The 15,730-nt window shown below is 73.0% G+C and carries 18 protein-coding genes; 8 read left to right on the plus strand and 10 right to left on the minus strand.

The window, feature by feature from the left end; all coding sequences use genetic code 11:
• Positions 1-27: 27 nt before the first annotated feature.
• From Ae505Ps2_RS24770 to Ae505Ps2_RS24780, 3 genes are all read right to left on the minus strand, one after another.
• Positions 28-1,980, minus strand: coding sequence for an FAD/NAD(P)-binding protein (locus Ae505Ps2_RS24770; protein WP_075311376.1), 1,953 nt, complete (start codon positions 1,978-1,980; stop codon positions 28-30).
• A gap of 204 nt (positions 1,981-2,184) precedes the next feature.
• Positions 2,185-2,556: a barstar family protein gene (locus Ae505Ps2_RS24775; protein WP_075311374.1), complete on the minus strand. Its 372-nt coding sequence runs from the start codon at positions 2,554-2,556 to the stop codon at positions 2,185-2,187.
• Positions 2,553-3,020, minus strand: coding sequence for a ribonuclease domain-containing protein (locus Ae505Ps2_RS24780; protein WP_075311372.1), 468 nt, complete (start codon positions 3,018-3,020; stop codon positions 2,553-2,555). Before Ae505Ps2_RS24780 ends, Ae505Ps2_RS24775 begins: the two co-directional genes overlap by 4 nt.
• Before the next feature lie 314 nt (positions 3,021-3,334).
• Here Ae505Ps2_RS24780 and Ae505Ps2_RS24785 point away from each other — a divergent pair, with 314 nt between their 5' ends.
• Positions 3,335-3,577, plus strand: a complete 243-nt coding sequence (locus tag Ae505Ps2_RS24785) for a hypothetical protein (protein ID WP_139318973.1) — start codon at positions 3,335-3,337, stop codon at positions 3,575-3,577.
• A gap of 9 nt (positions 3,578-3,586) precedes the next feature.
• On the opposite strand, the gene Ae505Ps2_RS24790 is transcribed toward Ae505Ps2_RS24785, so the two are convergent.
• On the minus strand, positions 3,587-4,447 hold the full coding sequence (locus Ae505Ps2_RS24790; RefSeq protein ID WP_075554039.1) for an LLM class F420-dependent oxidoreductase: 861 nt from the start codon (positions 4,445-4,447) through the stop codon (positions 3,587-3,589).
• Positions 4,448-4,728: 281 nt separating this feature from the next.
• Here Ae505Ps2_RS24790 and Ae505Ps2_RS24795 point away from each other — a divergent pair, with 281 nt between their 5' ends.
• The gene (locus Ae505Ps2_RS24795) at positions 4,729-5,178 is read left to right on the plus strand and encodes an OsmC family protein (RefSeq protein WP_075311368.1); all 450 of its coding nucleotides are present in this window, start codon (positions 4,729-4,731) and stop codon (positions 5,176-5,178) included.
• Positions 5,179-5,204: 26 nt separating this feature from the next.
• Here the strand turns inward: Ae505Ps2_RS24795 and Ae505Ps2_RS32155 are convergent, their stop codons facing one another.
• Positions 5,205-5,372, minus strand: coding sequence for a hypothetical protein (locus Ae505Ps2_RS32155; protein ID WP_170917006.1), 168 nt, complete (start codon positions 5,370-5,372; stop codon positions 5,205-5,207).
• On the minus strand, positions 5,369-6,568 hold the full coding sequence (locus tag Ae505Ps2_RS24800; RefSeq protein WP_075311481.1) for an IS701 family transposase: 1,200 nt from the start codon (positions 6,566-6,568) through the stop codon (positions 5,369-5,371). Before Ae505Ps2_RS24800 ends, Ae505Ps2_RS32155 begins: the two co-directional genes overlap by 4 nt.
• A gap of 77 nt (positions 6,569-6,645) precedes the next feature.
• Here Ae505Ps2_RS24800 and Ae505Ps2_RS24805 point away from each other — a divergent pair, with 77 nt between their 5' ends.
• Positions 6,646-7,434: an enoyl-CoA hydratase-related protein gene (locus tag Ae505Ps2_RS24805; RefSeq protein ID WP_075311366.1), complete on the plus strand. Its 789-nt coding sequence runs from the start codon at positions 6,646-6,648 to the stop codon at positions 7,432-7,434.
• Positions 7,435-7,621: 187 nt separating this feature from the next.
• Here Ae505Ps2_RS24805 and Ae505Ps2_RS24810 read toward each other — a convergent pair whose 3' ends face one another.
• The gene (locus Ae505Ps2_RS24810; RefSeq protein WP_075554040.1) at positions 7,622-8,515 is read right to left on the minus strand and encodes a hypothetical protein; all 894 of its coding nucleotides are present in this window, start codon (positions 8,513-8,515) and stop codon (positions 7,622-7,624) included.
• A gap of 318 nt (positions 8,516-8,833) precedes the next feature.
• Here Ae505Ps2_RS24810 and Ae505Ps2_RS24815 point away from each other — a divergent pair, with 318 nt between their 5' ends.
• Positions 8,834-9,679 (plus strand): NAD-dependent protein deacetylase, encoded by an 846-nt coding sequence (locus Ae505Ps2_RS24815; protein ID WP_075311362.1) that lies wholly within the window; start codon positions 8,834-8,836, stop codon positions 9,677-9,679.
• A gap of 4 nt (positions 9,680-9,683) precedes the next feature.
• Here the strand turns inward: Ae505Ps2_RS24815 and Ae505Ps2_RS24820 are convergent, their stop codons facing one another.
• The gene (locus tag Ae505Ps2_RS24820; RefSeq protein WP_020626278.1) at positions 9,684-9,866 is read right to left on the minus strand and encodes a hypothetical protein; all 183 of its coding nucleotides are present in this window, start codon (positions 9,864-9,866) and stop codon (positions 9,684-9,686) included.
• A 44-nt stretch (positions 9,867-9,910) separates the two neighbouring features.
• Between Ae505Ps2_RS24820 and Ae505Ps2_RS24825 the strand changes: the two genes are divergently transcribed.
• Positions 9,911-10,876, plus strand: a complete 966-nt coding sequence (locus Ae505Ps2_RS24825; RefSeq protein ID WP_075311360.1) for a zinc-binding dehydrogenase — start codon at positions 9,911-9,913, stop codon at positions 10,874-10,876.
• A 221-nt stretch (positions 10,877-11,097) separates the two neighbouring features.
• Positions 11,098-11,526: a MarR family transcriptional regulator gene (locus Ae505Ps2_RS24830; RefSeq protein ID WP_020626280.1), complete on the plus strand. Its 429-nt coding sequence runs from the start codon at positions 11,098-11,100 to the stop codon at positions 11,524-11,526.
• 87 nt (positions 11,527-11,613) lie between these two features.
• On the opposite strand, the gene lepA is transcribed toward Ae505Ps2_RS24830, so the two are convergent.
• Positions 11,614-13,476, minus strand: coding sequence for a translation elongation factor 4 (gene lepA, locus Ae505Ps2_RS24835; protein ID WP_075311357.1), 1,863 nt, complete (start codon positions 13,474-13,476; stop codon positions 11,614-11,616).
• Positions 13,477-13,710: 234 nt separating this feature from the next.
• Here lepA and cynS point away from each other — a divergent pair, with 234 nt between their 5' ends.
• Together cynS and rpsT are read left to right on the plus strand one after the other, a co-directional pair.
• Positions 13,711-14,175 carry a cyanase gene (cynS, locus tag Ae505Ps2_RS24840; RefSeq protein ID WP_020626282.1) on the plus strand — a complete coding sequence of 155 codons (465 nt, stop codon included), beginning with the start codon at positions 13,711-13,713 and terminating at the stop codon, positions 14,173-14,175.
• Positions 14,176-14,345: 170 nt separating this feature from the next.
• Positions 14,346-14,609 (plus strand): 30S ribosomal protein S20, encoded by a 264-nt coding sequence (gene rpsT / locus Ae505Ps2_RS24845; protein ID WP_020626283.1) that lies wholly within the window; start codon positions 14,346-14,348, stop codon positions 14,607-14,609.
• 113 nt (positions 14,610-14,722) lie between these two features.
• Here the strand turns inward: rpsT and holA are convergent, their stop codons facing one another.
• On the minus strand, positions 14,723-15,691 hold the full coding sequence (gene holA, locus Ae505Ps2_RS24850; protein WP_020626284.1) for a DNA polymerase III subunit delta: 969 nt from the start codon (positions 15,689-15,691) through the stop codon (positions 14,723-14,725).
• Positions 15,692-15,730: the final 39 nt, after the last annotated feature.

A 15,730-nucleotide genomic window follows, 5' to 3' on the forward strand; every position in this document is an offset into this window, starting at 1 on the left:
CCCGGGGCACACCCCGGGCGGGACGGCTCAGGCCGCCGGGACGGCGCGGGCCGCGGCGCCGGGCAGGGCCCCCAGCACGGCCCGGGCGACGGCGTCGTTGTAGCGCAGGCTCTGCGCGTTCATCCCGGGCCGGGTGAACGCCCCCGCGACCTTGACCGTGGTGTGCGGCCCGACCGCGAACCGTCGCTCGTGCACCCCGCCGTCCGCGGTGTGCAGTGCGCCGTCGGCCGGGCGGACCGACAGCAGTCCGGTGTTGCGCAGCGGGGCGCCGTCGTCGTCGTACAGGACCTCTTCGACGGCCTCACCACGGGCGAGCAGCCCGCCCAGCAGCCCGTCCACGGTGCGCGAGACGCTCGGGTCGGGCAGCCGGGCGTCGACCAGCACCCGGGAGGTGACCGGCTCCGCGCCGGCGAGGGTGGTGCTCGTGGCGTGGAACCCGTCGGCGTCGACGTCAACGGTCATCCCCGCCCCGAGGAACCGCAGGTACCCGGCACGGGAGAGCGCGAGCATCTGGCGGACCCGGAACCCCGGCGGGCCGGAGGCGACGGAGTTGAAGAACGACTGCCACCACGGCAGGTCCCGCGCCCGCGAGCGCGGGGAGAGCACCCCGGCCCCGGCGAGGCGGGTGGTCTCGGTGTAGACCGACAGCATCGCGACGAACGCGCCCAGGTGCGGGGTGTGCCGCTCGTCCACGTGCTGGCGCAGGTCCTCGGCGATGCGCTCGCGCACCAGCGGTTGCAGCGTCTCCAGGTCCGGGGCGTGCACGCCGTCGAGCGGCCGGTCCAGCGCGGTGAGGTCGAGGCGGTCGAGCGGGTCGGGCACCAGCTCGGCGATCAGCGCCGTCTCCTCGGGCGAGCCGTGCGCGACGGCCGCGAAGCGCTCGGCGAACTCGTCCCACCCGGCGCGGACACGGTCGGGGTGGCCGACGAACAGCTCGTGGTACCAGCCCCAGCCGATCTCCTTCGCCATCAGCGGCCACACCTGGGTGGCGACGTCGACCGGGCCACCGGAGGCGATCAGGGCGTCGACCACCTCGGGCGTGAGGAACCGCGGCAGCGGCGGACGCCCGCCCCGCAGCTGGTAGTGGGTCTTGGAGTGGTAGATCGCGCCGCGCGGGGACCCGCCGACCAGCACCGGCTCCCGCCCGCACGGCTCGTAGCGCAGCCGGTCCGGGTCGGTGTCGTCCGGGTCCGCCACGAAGCGCCCGCCGCGGCCCTCGAACAACAGCACCACGAGGTCGACGAACGCCAGCCCCAGCCCGCGGGCCAGCACGGTCTCGCCCGGGGCGATGACCGAGAGGTCGGAGTCCGAGGTCTGCTCGGGGGGCAGGTAGAGCAGGCCGAGCTCGGCGGCGCGGGCGGCGAGCGCGATCTCGTCGTCGGTGGGGGTGGCGTCGAGGTGCCCGGAGGCCAGGACGACGGCGTCGCCGCGCAGGACGGTGCCGTCGGCGAGGGTCACGACCTGCCGGCCGTCGGCCTCGTCGAGGGCCTCGGCGGTGCTGCGGTGCACGTGCACGCGCATCCCGGCCGGCGCCCGCTCGACGACCTCGCGCAGCACCGCGGCGAGGTAGTGGCTCTGCAGCCGCCGCGACGGGAACGTCGACGCCGTGACCTGCGCCAGCTCGTCGGCGAGCTCCGGACCGAGCTCGGCAACCGGGTCACCGTGCTCGCGCAGGTCCCGTGCCCAGTCCCAGAACGACGGGCCGGGCGCCACCGGGCCGTCGCAGACGACCGAGTCGTCGGTCCACATCGTGACGTCAGCGGCCATCGAGTTCATCGCGAGCAGCGGGGACTGCGCGTGCCGCCAGATGCGGCCCGCCCCGGCCGGGAACGGGTCGACGAGGTGGACGTCGACGCCGGGGCCCGCGAGGGCGTCGGGCAGCAGCTCGGGGGCACTCGTGACCATCCGCTCGAGCACACCGGCCCCGCGGGGGCCGGCGCCGACGATCACGACGGACGGGGCGTGCGGAGTACGGGACATGGGGGCGCTCCTGGTTCGGCGGGCGGAGGGGGACGACCCCTCACAGCGCCCACCGCAGGCGGCACAGGTCGACGTGCCTGCGCCTCACCAGCCGGAGACCCATGGCGTCCACGGTAGGTCTCCTCCCCGTCCACGGCCACCCGTCACGGACCGTTCCTCGGGGTCAACGTCGTGACGCACCCCTGGGATTCCGGGCGTGGCGGTTCAGGTCGCCGGACCCGCCAGGGTGACCCGCAACGGCCGGTCGGTGCCCGCCGTCGTCTCGACGGCCTCGGCGAGGATCTCCAGGACGGCCGCGTGGGTGCCGGGGTCGGCCGCGGCGAGCGGCCCGTCGGCGACGACGAGCTCGACCGGCCCGGGGGGCAGCCAGGACAGGTCGCCCAGGCAGTCCGCCAGCGCGTCGAGGTTGTGGCCGTAGTACTCGGGGAAGCTCAGCGCCCGGCCGAGGGCGGACAGGACCGCGGTGCGGTCCGCGGCCCCCTCGACGACGGCGACGAGACCGGAGCCACCGGCCCGCCCCCGGGCCGCGTCGACGGCGGGGGCGGTTCCGGCGCTCTCACGGGGAAGGGTGCTCACCTCGAGACGTCTACCACGACGAACGAGGCGTAGTGGTCGGCCGTGTAGTAGTACTCCCCGCCCGATCCGGTGACGATCCGCCGGGCACCGCGGGTGCTCGACCCGGGGGTCGTCACGGTGAACTCCTTGTAGTAGCCCGAGGACTTCGCGGGCAGGATCCCCTCCCGGTTCTGGAAGGTCGTCCCGTCCTGGCTGTACGGGTACGGCCCGCCGGAGCGGATCAGCCGGTAGGTGTCGGTGGCCTGCGACGGCAGCGACGACAGCGCCCGCACCGGCAGCCCGGACTCCTCCTCCCCCGGCACGGCGGCCGGGGCGGCGGGAGCGGCGACGGCGGCCGGCGCGGCCGGGGCGGGTGCGGCGACGGCCGCGGCGGGCAGGGCGAGGCCGAGGACGGCCAGTACAGCGACGAGCGCCCCGACGATCAGGGCACGCAGCCCGGTCCGCGCATCCGGTCGAATGATCATGGTCCGGACGCTAGGTTGCGTCACCCTTTCGGGTACAGGTGTCGCAACGAACCGTCACGGGCTCGTCACCCGCCGTTTCCATGACCGGCGCGACGACCACCCTCCGTTCGCCCGCCGACCGCGCCGACCGGCCCCTGACAGGCGATGATCACGACCGGTCACCGCGCCGGCGCACCCGGTCACCGTGTCCTGCGTCGCACCGGTGTTCTACGCACAGTAAAAGAGCGTTGGAGCGGGTACAACGGAGTTCGAGAGACCAGGAACGACTGCGCATGACACGCCCCGACCCCGACACGTTCAACGGAGAACGTCGCATGACCGCAGAGTTGATTCACCCCCTGCCCGAGGCTCCCCCACCCGTGGAGACCCCGGCACCCCAGGCCGGCCGCTCGACCGTGGACCGGCTGCTGGACTCGATCGACGACCTGGTGCGCCGCCACCGCGCGCTCGCCGCACACGACGACGCCTCCGCCGCCCTGCACGCCGAGCTGATCGCGGCCGAGCTGGACCAGCAGGTCGCGATCCTCCGGACGATGCCCCGCCAACCCGGCGGCTGACCGGACGGGTCAGAGTTCGGCGGCCGCCGGGATGATCTCCGACCCGAACACCCGCAACGGCTCGATCGCCGCCACGTCCGGCACCATGGTGTGCACGTGCTGCACGCCGAGTGCCGCATAGCCGCGCAGCTCCTCGACCGCCGCCTTCGGATCGGCCGGGTCGAGCCGCGTCATGACCGTCTTCTCGATCTCGTCGTAGTCGCGCCCCACCTCCTCGCAGCGGGTGCGCAGCACGTCCAGCTTGCGCTCCAGCTCGGGGCCGCCGAACAGGTTGCACGCGTCGGCGTACTGCGCGACCAGGCGCAGCGTCTTCCTCTCCCCACCACCGCCGATCAGGATCGACGGGTGCGGCCTGCGCAGCGGCTGCGGCGTGTTCAGCGTGGCGCCGAGCCGGTAGTGGGTGCCCTCGAAGGGGCCGTCGTCGTCGCTCCACATCTGCCGGGCGATGCGCAGCGTCTCCTCCAGCCGCTCGAACCGCTCCGCCGTCGGCGGGAAGAACAGTCCGAGCCCGGTGGCCTCCTCGTCGTTCCAGGCGGCTCCGATGCCCAGCATCGCGCGGCCCTTCGACAGCACGTCCAGAGTGGTCACGGCCTTCACCAGCAGACCAGGGTCGCGGTAGGTCACCGCGGTCACCCAGGCCAGCAGGTCGACCTTCTCGGTGCGGGCCGCCAGGTAGCCGAGCACGGTGTAGGCCTCGAGCATGTCGGTCTCGACCGGTCCGACCGGCCGGATCTGCCAGAGGTGGTCCATGACGCTCACCCGCGCGAAGCCCTGTTCCTCGGCCGCCGCGGCGATCCGGGACAGGTCGTCGGCCAGCCCGGCCGGGCCGGCCGGGTAGGTGAAGTCCGCGATGTGCAGTCCGATCCTCACAGCTGTCCTCCCATAAACGGAGCAATCTCCGTTTACGAGCGTAGCCCTCTCCCGACGACGGGCGCCACCGCACGCATCGGACCACGGGCGTCGCCGGTTCGGTCGACTCCATCACGTCGCGCACAACCGTTCGGTGCGGTTCACTGGCGTCGTGATCGCGCTCGTGCGGAGGCTGCACATCGACCTCGCCCGGACGGCCGGGGCGCTCTGTCCGTGTCCCTGAACCGCCGCCTCTGATCAGCGGCCCCCGCACACGTATCGCACCCCTGGGAGTTTCACCCATGCCCCTCGTCACCTTCGCCGTCAGCGGTCAGGGCACCGGCGTCGCGCAGACCGTCGCGGTCGACGGCGCCGACTACGTCATCGAGACCGACGCCTACCCCGCCTTCGGCGGCAAGGACGAGCACCCCAGCCCGCTCGCCTACACGCTCGCCTCGCTGTCGTCGTGCAACCAGGTCACCAGCTCGATCGTCGCGAAGGAGCTCGGCATCACGATCGAGCACGTGCGCTTCGACGTCGCCGCCGACTTCAACCCGACGACGATGACCACCGGCACCCACCGCGACGGCGAGACCACCTTCCAGAACCTGCGGATCGACGCCGTCATCACCACCGACGGCACCGACGAGCAGGTCGCGCAGCTCGCCAGCGAGACCGAGCGCCGCTGCCCGGTGTCGCAGCTGTTCGCCCTGGCCGGGGTGTCGATCACCAGCACCTGGACGAAGGCCTGAGGTCCTAGTACTGCAACGGCAGTTGATCAGCTCGGGGGTCGTTCGCCGCGTCGGCGGTAGTGGCAGTCGCGGGCCTGTTGTTGGCGTTCACGGCGCCAGGTCGACCAGTGCATGACGTGGTCGATGCAGGTGAGCGGGGTGAAGGCGAGCGCGGCGAGGAGACGGCGGATCTCGTTGCCCGACAGCTGAATCAATGCGCGCCGGCTGGCTGAGGATCCCCCTTTTCGGCCTCGCGTGCGTGTTCGGCGGCGCGGGTGACGGCGAGGTAGGCCGCGGTGAGCATGGCCAGGGTGATGTGGGCGTGCCAGGCTCGGTAGGAGCGGACTTGGTAGTGGTCGAGGCCGGCCTCGTTCTTCGCGGTCTGGAAGCATTCCTCAATCGCCCACCGCGCCCCGGCGACTCGAACGAGGTCGCGCAGCGGCGTGTTCGCCGGGGCGGCGCAGCGGTAGAACGCCAGCTCACGGATGGTCTTGCCCTCTGCGGGCTCGGTCTGGCGGCGCACCAGCAGCCAGTGCCCCCAACCCGCCGGGAGGCCGTCGATGGCCAGCGCAACCGCGGTCCAGTCATAGACCCGCATCCCGTGCGCGCCCGGCCCGATCGCGCGGCGCTCCCACCCGTCGTGCCCGGTGTCGAGATCACGCGCCCCGGCGATCGTGGCCAGGGCCTTGGCCGGGCGACGATTCCCGTCCGGGCTGGTGAGCATGTCGTCATTGCGGGTGGCCAACACGAACGGGATCTCCCGCTCGGTGAGCCAGTCGCGAAAGCCCGGGTTCTGCCCGTAGACCTCGTCCGCGGTCACCCACGACCCGGACGTGAGTGCCCCAGCGGCGTACGTGCGGGCCAGCATCGCCGTCCCCAGCTGCGGTTTCGTGGCGAACTCGACGTCATCGGGGACATCCGCGCGCTCGCAGCGTTCGCGGTCCTCGGTCCACGAGGTCGGCAGGTAGAGCTCCCGGTCGATCAACGCCCGCCCCCGCTTCGAGGCGTAGGCCAGGAACACACCGAGCTGACAGTTGTCGATCTTCCCGCTGGTGCCGGTGTACTGGCGCTGCACCCCGGCCGAACGCAGGCCCTTCTTGATGAACCCGGTCTCGTCCACGATGAACACCCCCGACGCGGTGTCGGTGAGATGTTGCAGGACGTAGCCGCGCAGGTCGTCGCGGACCCCGTCGACGTCCCAGTCCGCGGTGCGCAGCAGCCGCTGCATCCCGTCCGGCGACATCGCCCCGGCGTGTTCGGCGAGGGTCCAGCCGTTCTTCCGCTCGAGCCCCGCGAGCAGGCCTCGCAGGTAGGTTCCGACCCGCCGGCGCGGCTCGACCCTGCGGAAACGGCCAGAGATCAGCTCCACCACCGCGTCCAACGAGGCCACCCACCCGGCAAGATCAACCACGCGGTGATCATCACCGCCGAACGGCCGTCAGCCTCTCACCACACGCCGAACTGCCGTTGCAGTACTAGTCTGCGGGGGTGGCAGACACCGTCGACTCCCCCGCACTCGTCCACCTGGCCGTCGAGGCCGGGATCGCGACCATCACCCTGGACTCGCCGCGCAACCGCAACGCGCTCTCGGCGCAGCTGCGCCGGGAGCTGATCGCGCACCTCGACGCGGCGATCGCCGACGACGCGGTGCGGGTGATCGTGCTGACCCACACCGGCACGGTGTTCTGCGCGGGCATGGACCTGCGGGAGTCGCGGGGCGCGGGCGCCGAGCAGCAGGGTGTCACCGAGGTGCCGCGGATCCTGACCACGCTGTGGGACTCCCCGAAGCCGGTCGTCGCCCGCCTGTCGGGGCCTGCCCGCGCCGGCGGGGTCGGGATCGTGGCGGCGTGCGACATCGCCGTCGCCGCCGAGTCGGTCACCTTCGCCTTCTCCGAGGTCCGGATCGGGGTGGTGCCCGCGGTCATCTCGGTGACCGTCCTGCCCCGGCTGTCCGCCCGCGCCGCGCACGAGCTCTTCCTCACCGGCGAGACCTTCGACGCGCGGCGCGCGGTGGCCGTCGGGCTGATCAACAGCGCCGTCCCGGCCGAGGCCCTCGACGACGAGGTGGCCCGCTACACCGGGATGCTGCGCCTCGGTGCGCCCGGCGCTCTGGCCGGGACGAAGGCGATGCTGCGGCGCGAGCGCCCGGCGGCGATGAGCGACGACTTCGCCGCGATGAACACGCTGTCCGCGTCCTACTTCGCCTCCGAGGAGGGGCAGGAGGGCATCCGGGCCTTCGGGGAGAAGCGGACGCCGTCCTGGGTGCCGCAGGGCTGAGCCCGTTGCCCCCGGCCCTGGCCCGGCCTGCCTGGCCCGGCCTCGCCTCGCCCCGCCCTGGCCCGGCGCGCCTGGCCCCGCCTCGCCCTGACCCGGCCCGGCCCGCCCACGCCCTGGCCTGAGCCGGCCCGGCCCGGCCCGGCCCGGCGAGTGGCACGTCAGGCACCTCGGACCCCCTCGGACGGGTTCACGACGTACCACTCGGCGCGTGGTCCAGGGCCCGGCCGATCTCCGCGACGATGCGCCCGGGCTCGTCGCGCAGGTCGAACCGGGTGTAGCGGTAGATCCGCCACCCGGCGTCGACGAGGCGGGTCACCCGGGCGGCGTCGCGCAGGACCCGGTCGGGGCCGGTGTGGTCGGCACCCTCGTACTCGATGCCGACGCGGGCCGCGGGGTAGGCGAGGTCGAGCCACACCGCGCGGCGCCGGACGTCGTCGCGCACCGGGTGCTGGGCCTGCGGTCTCGGCAGCCCGGCCCGGACCAGGAGCAACCGCAGCCGGGTCTCGGGTGGCGACGCGGCGCGCCGGTCGGCGAGCCCCAGCACGCCGGGGACCCTGGACACCCCGCGCAGCCCCCGGTAGCGGACCGCGAAGTGCAGCAGCAGGTCCGGGGAGAACCCGTGCCGGAACGCCAGCGCGTCCACCGCGACGACGGCGTCGGTCTCGTCCTCACCACGGGCGAGGTCGAACGCGGTGCGCAAGGGCGTGGTGACCCGGATCCCGTCGCGCCACTCGATCTCACCGGGGTGCAGCCGGTCGCGGCGCACGCGCACCCCGGCCGGGGCCCGGGCCCGGACCGGGAGCAGCACCTCGACCGGCGCCCCGGCCGGCGCCCCGGCCGGCGCGCACGGAGCACCGGACAGCTCCGCCGCGGCCCATCCCGCGATCACCCCGCGACCGCCGGACCAGCGGGACACCGCCCGGCACCGGTCGGCGTGCCCGAGCGGGACGAGGTGTCGGGCGGCCCAGGTGTCGGGCAGCACCCGGACGAACGCCGGCCCCTGCAGCCGTCGCGCCGTCACGAGACCGGCTCGGACAGCGGCCGAGCCGCGGAAGATCAGGGGCCACCCCGGTACGTCCACCGGCGCAGGATCGCCGGGACACCGCGCCGGCGGGGCCGTTCGGCGTCCCTGGTGTGCGATCGCGAACCAGTTCGGTCGCCGGGGTGCGCCGAGTGGCACACCACGGACCCGGGACCGGCCCCGACGGGTTCACCGCGTACCACTCGGCGGGCCCGTTCGGCGCCCCGGCGGGGCCGAGCGCGTGCGGCGGGGCGAGAGGCGCGCGGCAGGCAGGGGTGCTCGGCGGAGCGGGAGGTGGAGCGAAGGGGCGGCAGGGCGGAGCGGTGACGCCGGCCGTCGGAGCGCGGGGTGCCGCCGGGCGCGCCTACTCTGGAAGGCATGCCCTCCCCCGCCGTCACCACCGACCCGGGTGCGGCGCTGGATCTGCTCGCCGGGCGACGCCTGGTCGTCCTCACCGGGGCCGGGCTGTCCACCGACTCCGGCATCCCGGACTACCGCGGCCCGGGCTCGCGCCCGCGCAACCCGATGACCTACTCCGAGTTCGTCTCCGGGAAGCCCGCGCAGCAGCGGTACTGGGCGCGCAGCCACGTCGGCTGGGCCCGAATGCGCCGCGCCGACCCCAACCCGGGTCACCGCGCGCTGGCCGCGCTGGGGGCCGCGGGCGTCGTCGACGGGCTGGTCACGCAGAACGTCGACGGCCTGCACACGGTGGCCGGCAGCCGCGGCGTCGTCGACCTGCACGGGCGCATCGACGAGGTCGTCTGCCTGGACTGCCGGCGGATCACCGCCCGCGACGCGCTGGCGGCCCGGCTCACCGCGCTGAACCCCGGCTTCACCGAGGCGCACAGTGCGCAGGTCGAGACCGCCCCGGACGGCGACGCCGCGGTGGAGATCACCGACGGGTTCCGGATCGCGCCGTGCGCGTCCTGCGGCGGGGTCCTCAAGCCGCATGTCGTGTTCTTCGGGGAGAACGTGCCGAAGGACCGGGTGGCGCGGTGCTACGCGATGGTGGCCACGCTGACCCCCGAGGACGGTGCGCTGCTCGTCGCCGGGTCCTCGCTGACCGTCATGTCGGGGCTGCGGTTCGTCCGGGCCGCCCACCGGGCGGAGGTGCCGGTCGTGATCGTCAACCGCGGGGCGACCCGGGGCGACGAGCTCGCCGACCTGCGCGTCGACGCGGGCTGCTCGGAGGCCCTGACCGCGCTGGCGGCCCAGCCGGTCTGAGTGCTCAGGCCCCGCCGTCGCGGCGCCCGCGGGGCGTGTCGAAGCGCCGGGTGGCGCGGTCGGCCCCGATCGCGACCAGCGCGCACGCGGGCAGGACCACCACCGTCACGAACACGACCTGCACCACGAACGGCAGGCCGGTGAGCCACAGCTCGAACGCGTCCCAGCCGTCGATGATCGTGCGCACACTCCACACGGTAGTCCCCGCGCCCAGGCATTAGGTTCGGGGCCATGTTCGCTGTCTACGCGCAGGAGCCCAACGCCGACGCTCCCCTCGACTCCCTCGTCGTGGGCGAGCGGCCCGACCCCGAGGTCCCCGACGGCTGGGTCTCCGTCACCGTCTCCGCCGCCAGCCTCAACATGCACGACCTGTGGACGCTGCGCGGGGTCGGCATCAAGCCCGACCAGTTCCCGATGATCCTCGGCTGCGACGGCGCCGGGACCCTCGACGACGGCACCGAGGTCGTCCTCTACCCGATCATCGGCGACCCGGACTGGCGCGGCGACGAGACCCTCGACCCGAAGCGCACCCTGCTCACCGAGCGCCACCAGGGCACGATGGCCGAGAAGGTGATCGTCCCGGCGCGCAACGCGGTCCCCGCCCCGACGGGCCTCACCCCCGGCCAGGGCGCCGTGCTCGGCACCGCCTGGCTGACCGCGTACCGGATGCTGTTCACCAAGTCGGGCCTGCAGCCGGGCCAGACCGTGCTCGTCCAGGGTGCCTCCGGCGGCGTCTCGACGGCGCTGATCCAGCTGGGCCGCGCCGCGGGCCTCCAGGTGTGGGTCACCGGCCGCGACGAGGAGAAGCGCGCGCTGGCCGAGCGGCTCGGCGCGCACGCCACCTTCGAGTCCGGCGCGAAGCTGCCGGGCAAGGTCGACGCCGTCATGGAGTCGGTCGGCGAGGCCACCTGGAAGCACTCCATGCGGGCGCTGCGCCCCGGTGGCCGCATCGTCATCTGCGGCTCCACCTCGGGCCCGAACCCGCCCGCGGACCTCCAGCGGCTGTTCTTCCTCCAGCTCGAGGTGGTCGGGTCGACCATGGGGACGCGGCAGGAGCTCGTGGATCTCATGAACTTCGTCGCGACGGCCGGGATCGCGCCGGAGATCGGGACCGAACTGCCGATGGACTCCGCGAAGGAGGCGTTCGAGGCGATGTCCGCGGGGCGGACGGCGGGGAAGATCGTCCTGACCCGCTGATCCGTTACGAGATCCGGGTGTGATGCATTCGTGATGTCGTTGGGTCACGTCAAGCGGTCTACGAAATGCCTGGTCGTCGCCCTGTCGGTCATCGCTGCGTGACGACCGCCCGGCGCTCGGGGGACGTTTGCCCAGGACAGGGTCGGATTTCGCCCGCTCGGCAAGTACAGTGCGTCATCGTGACCGAGCCTTTCAGTCGACGGGCGTCGGGGACTGCCACCATGGCTGCCCCGACGCCTGGAGCCGCGGGTGTCGTCGAGTTCCTGGACCGGGTCGACCACGCCGTGGCCACAGCCCTGTCCACCAACCCGTCCTCGACGGACGTCAGCCGTGACGGCTGGCGCGTCCTGTTGATGCTCGCCCGCGGCACCGGCCGCAGCATGGGCGAGGTCGCGGGACACACGTCGCTGCCCGCCCCCACGGCCACCCGGATCGTGGACCGCCTCGTCGAGAAGAAGCTGGCCTACCGGTCGGCCGACCCGCTCGACCGGCGCCGTGTGCTGGTGCACCTGTCTGCCGAGGGACGGACGGTCGTCGAGTCCGTCTGCCAGCGGGTGCAGCGCATCCTGTCGCCGCGCCGTGCCCCCGCCGCCCGGCCCGCGCCGTGCGACGGGCCGATCCCCGGCCCCCGGGCAGGCCTGGCCATGTAAGCGGCCCCCGCGCTCCCCGCCCCCCCCACCACGTACACGTCGGGCCCGACTCCCCCGCTGGGAGTCGGGCCCGCTTCGCGTCCGGGGCTACTTCTTGGGCTTCTCGGTGGCCGTACCGCCCCCGGTGGACAGCGCGGCGACGAAGGCCTCCTGCGGGACGTCGACGCGGCCGATCGTCTTCATCCGCTTCTTGCCCTCCTTCTGCTTCTCCAGCAGCTTGCGCTTGCGGGAGATGTCGCCGCCGTAGCACTTGGCGAGGACGTCCTTGCGGATCGCGCGGATCGTCTCGCGGGCGATGATCCGGGCGCCGACGGCGGCCTGGATCGGCACCTCGAACTGCTGGCGCGGGATGAGCTCGCGGAGCTTGGTCGCCATCGAGGTGCCGTAGGAGTACGCCGACTCCTTGTGCACGATCGCGGAGAACGCGTCGACGGCCTCGCCCTGCAGCAGGATGTCGACCTTGACCAGGTCGGCGACCTGCTCGCCGGCCTCCTCGTAGTCGAGGCTGGCGTAGCCGCGGGTGCGCGACTTCAGGTTGTCGAAGAAGTCGAAGATGATCTCACCGAGCGGCATCGTGTAGCGCAGCTCGACGCGGGTCTCGGACAGGTAGTCCATCCCGCCGAGCTGGCCGCGCCGGCTCTGGCACAGCTCCATGATGGTGCCGACGAACTCCGACGGCGCCAGGATGGTGATCTTGGTGATCGGCTCGCGGACCTCGGCGACCTTGCCCACCGGCCAGTCGCTGGGGTTGGTCACCTCGATCTCCTCGCCGTCGTCGGTGGTGACCTGGTAGACGACGTTGGGCGCGGTGGAGATCAGGTCGAGGTCGAACTCGCGCTCGAGGCGCTCGCGGGTGATCTCCAGGTGCAGCAGGCCGAGGAAGCCGCAGCGGAAGCCGAAGCCGAGCGCGGCCGAGGTCTCCGGCTCGTAGGTGAGGGCGGCGTCGTTGAGCTGCAGCTTGTCCAGCGCCTCGCGCAGGTCGGGGTACTGCGACCCGTCGATCGGGTAGAGCCCGGAGTAGACCATCGGCTGCGGCTCGCGGTAGCCGGTCAGCGGGTCGGTGGCCCCGTTGCGCTTGGAGGTGACGGTGTCGCCGACCTTGGACTGGCGGACGTCCTTCACCCCGGTGATGAGGTAGCCGACCTCGCCGACGCCGAGGCCGTCGGACGGTTTGGGCTCCGGGGAGACGATGCCGATCTCGAGCAGCTCGTGCTCGGCGCCGGTGGACATCATCTTGATCTTCTCGCGCGGCGAGAGCTTCCCGTCGACGACGCGGATGTAGGTGATGACGCCGCGGTAGGTGTCGTAGACCGAGTCGAAGATCATCGCCCGGGCGGGCGCGTCGGCGTCGCCGACCGGGGCGGGGACCTGGGCGATGACGGCGTCGAGCACCGCCTCCACACCCTCACCGGTCTTCGCGCTGCACCGCAGCACGTCCTCCGGCTCGCAGCCGGTGATGTGCGCGATCTCCGCGGCGTAGCGCTCCGGGTCCGCGGCAGGCAGGTCGATCTTGTTGAGGACCGGGATGATGTGCAGGTCCTTCTCCATGGCCAGGTACAGGTTGGCCAGGGTCTGCGCCTCGATCCCCTGCGCGGCGTCGACCAGCAGGATCGCGCCCTCGCACGCCTCGAGCGCCCGGGACACCTCGTAGGTGAAGTCGACGTGGCCCGGGGTGTCGATCAGATGCAGCACGTGCTCGGTCTCGACGCCGTCGGCGTTCTTCGCGGTCCACGGCAGCCGGACGTTCTGCGCCTTGATCGTGATGCCGCGCTCGCGCTCGATGTCCATCCGGTCCAGGTACTGGGCCCGGGCGTCACGATCGCTCAGTACCCCCGTGACCTGCAGCATCCGGTCGGCCAGGGTCGACTTCCCGTGGTCGATGTGGGCGATGATGCAGAAGTTCCGGATGCGCTCCGGCGGGGTGAACGTGCGGTCGGCGTACGTCGTCACTCGGCTGTACTCGGCTTTCGCTCATGCGTGGGGCTTCGGGCACTTCGGGTGCTCAGGGCACTCGGGGCTCGGGGCACTGGGACCCATCGTCCCATGTCGGGCCGGGCGGCCGCCGTGGTGGCACCGCAGGTCGTCACACGCTGTTCACGCCGGGCGTCCCCGCGTTGCCCCGACGCGGCCGATCGCGCACGATCGAACGGCCAGGAGCCCAGTCCCCAACCCGGAGGAGTCACCGTGTCGGTCACCCCCGTCCCCCCGCTCGACCGGCTGAGCGCGGCGCGTGTCGTGCTCGCCCGGAAGAAGAAGCTGGGCCTGACCTGGGACAAGATCGCCGAGGCACTGGGCCGCTCGCTGGAGTGGTCCACCTCGGCCCTGCTCGGGCAGCAGACGCTGACCCGCGAGCAGGCCGAGGCCGCAGGCTCCCTGCTGGACCTGGACGACGACGTCGTCGACGCCCTCACCCTCCCGCCGGAGCGCGGCGCGGCCGCGGTGGACCTCACCGACCCGCTGGTCTACCGCCTCTCGGAGATGGTGCAGGTGTACGGCACGACGATCTCCGAGCTGGTCCGCGAGGAGTTCGGCGACGGCATCGTGTCCGCGATCGACTTCGAGCTGGACCTGCAGCGCGTCGCCGACCCGAAGGGCGACCGGGCCGTGATCACGCTGAACGGGAAGTTCCTGCCCTACCGCGTCTGGTGACCCGGAACAGGGGGCGAGGACGCCGCTGGTAACCTTGTGCGTCGAGCGCTCGGCGTGCTCGCCCGAAACGGCCTGGACCCTCTCTCCAGTGATGCTGTTCGGTGCCGCCGGAGCGGACCCGGACGTACACAAGACCAGCCGACCAGCAGGCAGGAAGACCAGAGGCAGACGTGGCCAACATCAAGTCGCAGATCAAGCGTGTCAAGACCAACGAGAAGCGCCGGCAGCGCAACAAGTCGGTGAAGTCGTCGGTCAAGACCGCGATCCGCCACTTCCGCGAGGCCGCCGACTCCGGCGCCGACAACGTCGTGGAGCTGCAGCGCAAGGCGGCCAAGGCCCTCGACAAGGCGGCCGGCAAGGGCGTCATCCACAAGAACCAGGCAGCGAACCGCAAGTCGGCCCTGGCCAAGCGTCTCAACGACGTCCAGGCCTGAGCCACCCCGGTTCCCCACGACGGCGCCGCCCCATCGGGGTGGCGCCGTCGTCGTGTTTCCGGACCTGTCGTGCCCCCGGGCCGGAGCCCGTGCGCGTGCTGCGGGCGCGGGGCTCAGCGCGGGGTGCGGGCGGACACGACCGCCAGCACGGCCCGCTCCAACGCGTACCCCGCGTCCGCGGCGACGCCCTTGACGTCGGCGTTCACCCGGGCGGTCGCCGCGATGGCGACGGCGAGCTGCTCCGGACGCCACTGCCGGACCGTCTGTTGGGCCTTACGGATCTTCCACGGAGGCATGCCCAGCTCACCGGCCAGCCGGTTCGGGTCGCCCCGCCCGGCCGAGCCGACCTTGGCCAGGGTGCGCACCGAGTCCGCGAGCGCGTCGGCGATCAGGACGTGCGGGACACCGAGCACCAGCGCCCACCGCAGCGCCTCCATCGCCGCCCGCCGGTCCCCCGCGACCGCCGCGTCGGCCACCGCGAAGCCGGAGGACTCGGCCCGGCCGCGGTGGTAGCGCCGCACCCCGGCCTCGTCCACGGCGCCGCCGGTGTCCGCGACGAGCTGCCCGGCCGCAGCCGCCAGCTCCCGCAGGTCCGACCCGACCGCCTCGACCAGTACCGCGAGCGCACCGGGAGTGATGGTGCCGCCGTGGCGACGCACCTCGTCGCGCACGAAGTCCGACCGCTCGTCGGCGCGGGTGATGCGGTTGCAGGTGACGGTGTGCGCCCCGGCCTTGCGCATCAGGTCCAGGACCGCCTTGCCCTTCGCCCCCCCGGCGTGCTGGACCACCAGCACGATCCCGTCGGCCGGGTCCTTCACGTAGTCGGCGAGGGCGGCGGTCATGTCCTTGTTCGCATCCTGGCCATGAGTGAGCACGATCACCCTGCCCTCCGCGAAGAGCGAGGGGCTGAGGTGCCCGGCGAGCTCGCCGGGTGCCACCTCGGAGGTGCGGAAGCGGCGCAGCTCGGTCTCCGGATCGCGCTGCCGGGCGCGCCGGACCAGGTCGGACACCGCCCGCTCGGCCAGGAACTCCTCGTCCCCGACGACCAGCTGCAGCGGGCCCGGTTCGCTCGTGCTGCTCACACCCCCATGGTGGCCCACACCCCCGACAACGGGTGAGCC

The sequence above is a fragment of the Pseudonocardia sp. Ae505_Ps2 genome, assembly GCF_001932425.1.
GTDB lineage: Bacteria > Actinomycetota > Actinomycetes > Mycobacteriales > Pseudonocardiaceae > Pseudonocardia.

What these genes read in the sequence shown, in the direction of transcription:
- Ae505Ps2_RS24830 (WP_020626280.1), top strand. Translation starts at nt 11,098, where the DNA reads ATGGCTGCCCCGACGCCTGGAGCCGCGGGTGTCGTCGAGTTCCTGGAC.
- Ae505Ps2_RS24825 (WP_075311360.1), top strand. Translation starts at nt 9,911, where the DNA reads ATGTTCGCTGTCTACGCGCAGGAGCCCAACGCCGACGCTCCCCTCGAC.
- Ae505Ps2_RS24815 (WP_075311362.1), top strand. Translation starts at nt 8,834, where the DNA reads ATGCCCTCCCCCGCCGTCACCACCGACCCGGGTGCGGCGCTGGATCTG.
- Ae505Ps2_RS24780 (WP_075311372.1), bottom strand. Translation starts at nt 3,020, where the DNA reads ATGATCATTCGACCGGATGCGCGGACCGGGCTGCGTGCCCTGATCGTC.
- Ae505Ps2_RS24785 (WP_139318973.1), top strand. Translation starts at nt 3,335, where the DNA reads ATGACCGCAGAGTTGATTCACCCCCTGCCCGAGGCTCCCCCACCCGTG.
- Ae505Ps2_RS24770 (WP_075311376.1), bottom strand. Translation starts at nt 1,980, where the DNA reads ATGTCCCGTACTCCGCACGCCCCGTCCGTCGTGATCGTCGGCGCCGGC.
- Ae505Ps2_RS24795 (WP_075311368.1), top strand. Translation starts at nt 4,729, where the DNA reads ATGCCCCTCGTCACCTTCGCCGTCAGCGGTCAGGGCACCGGCGTCGCG.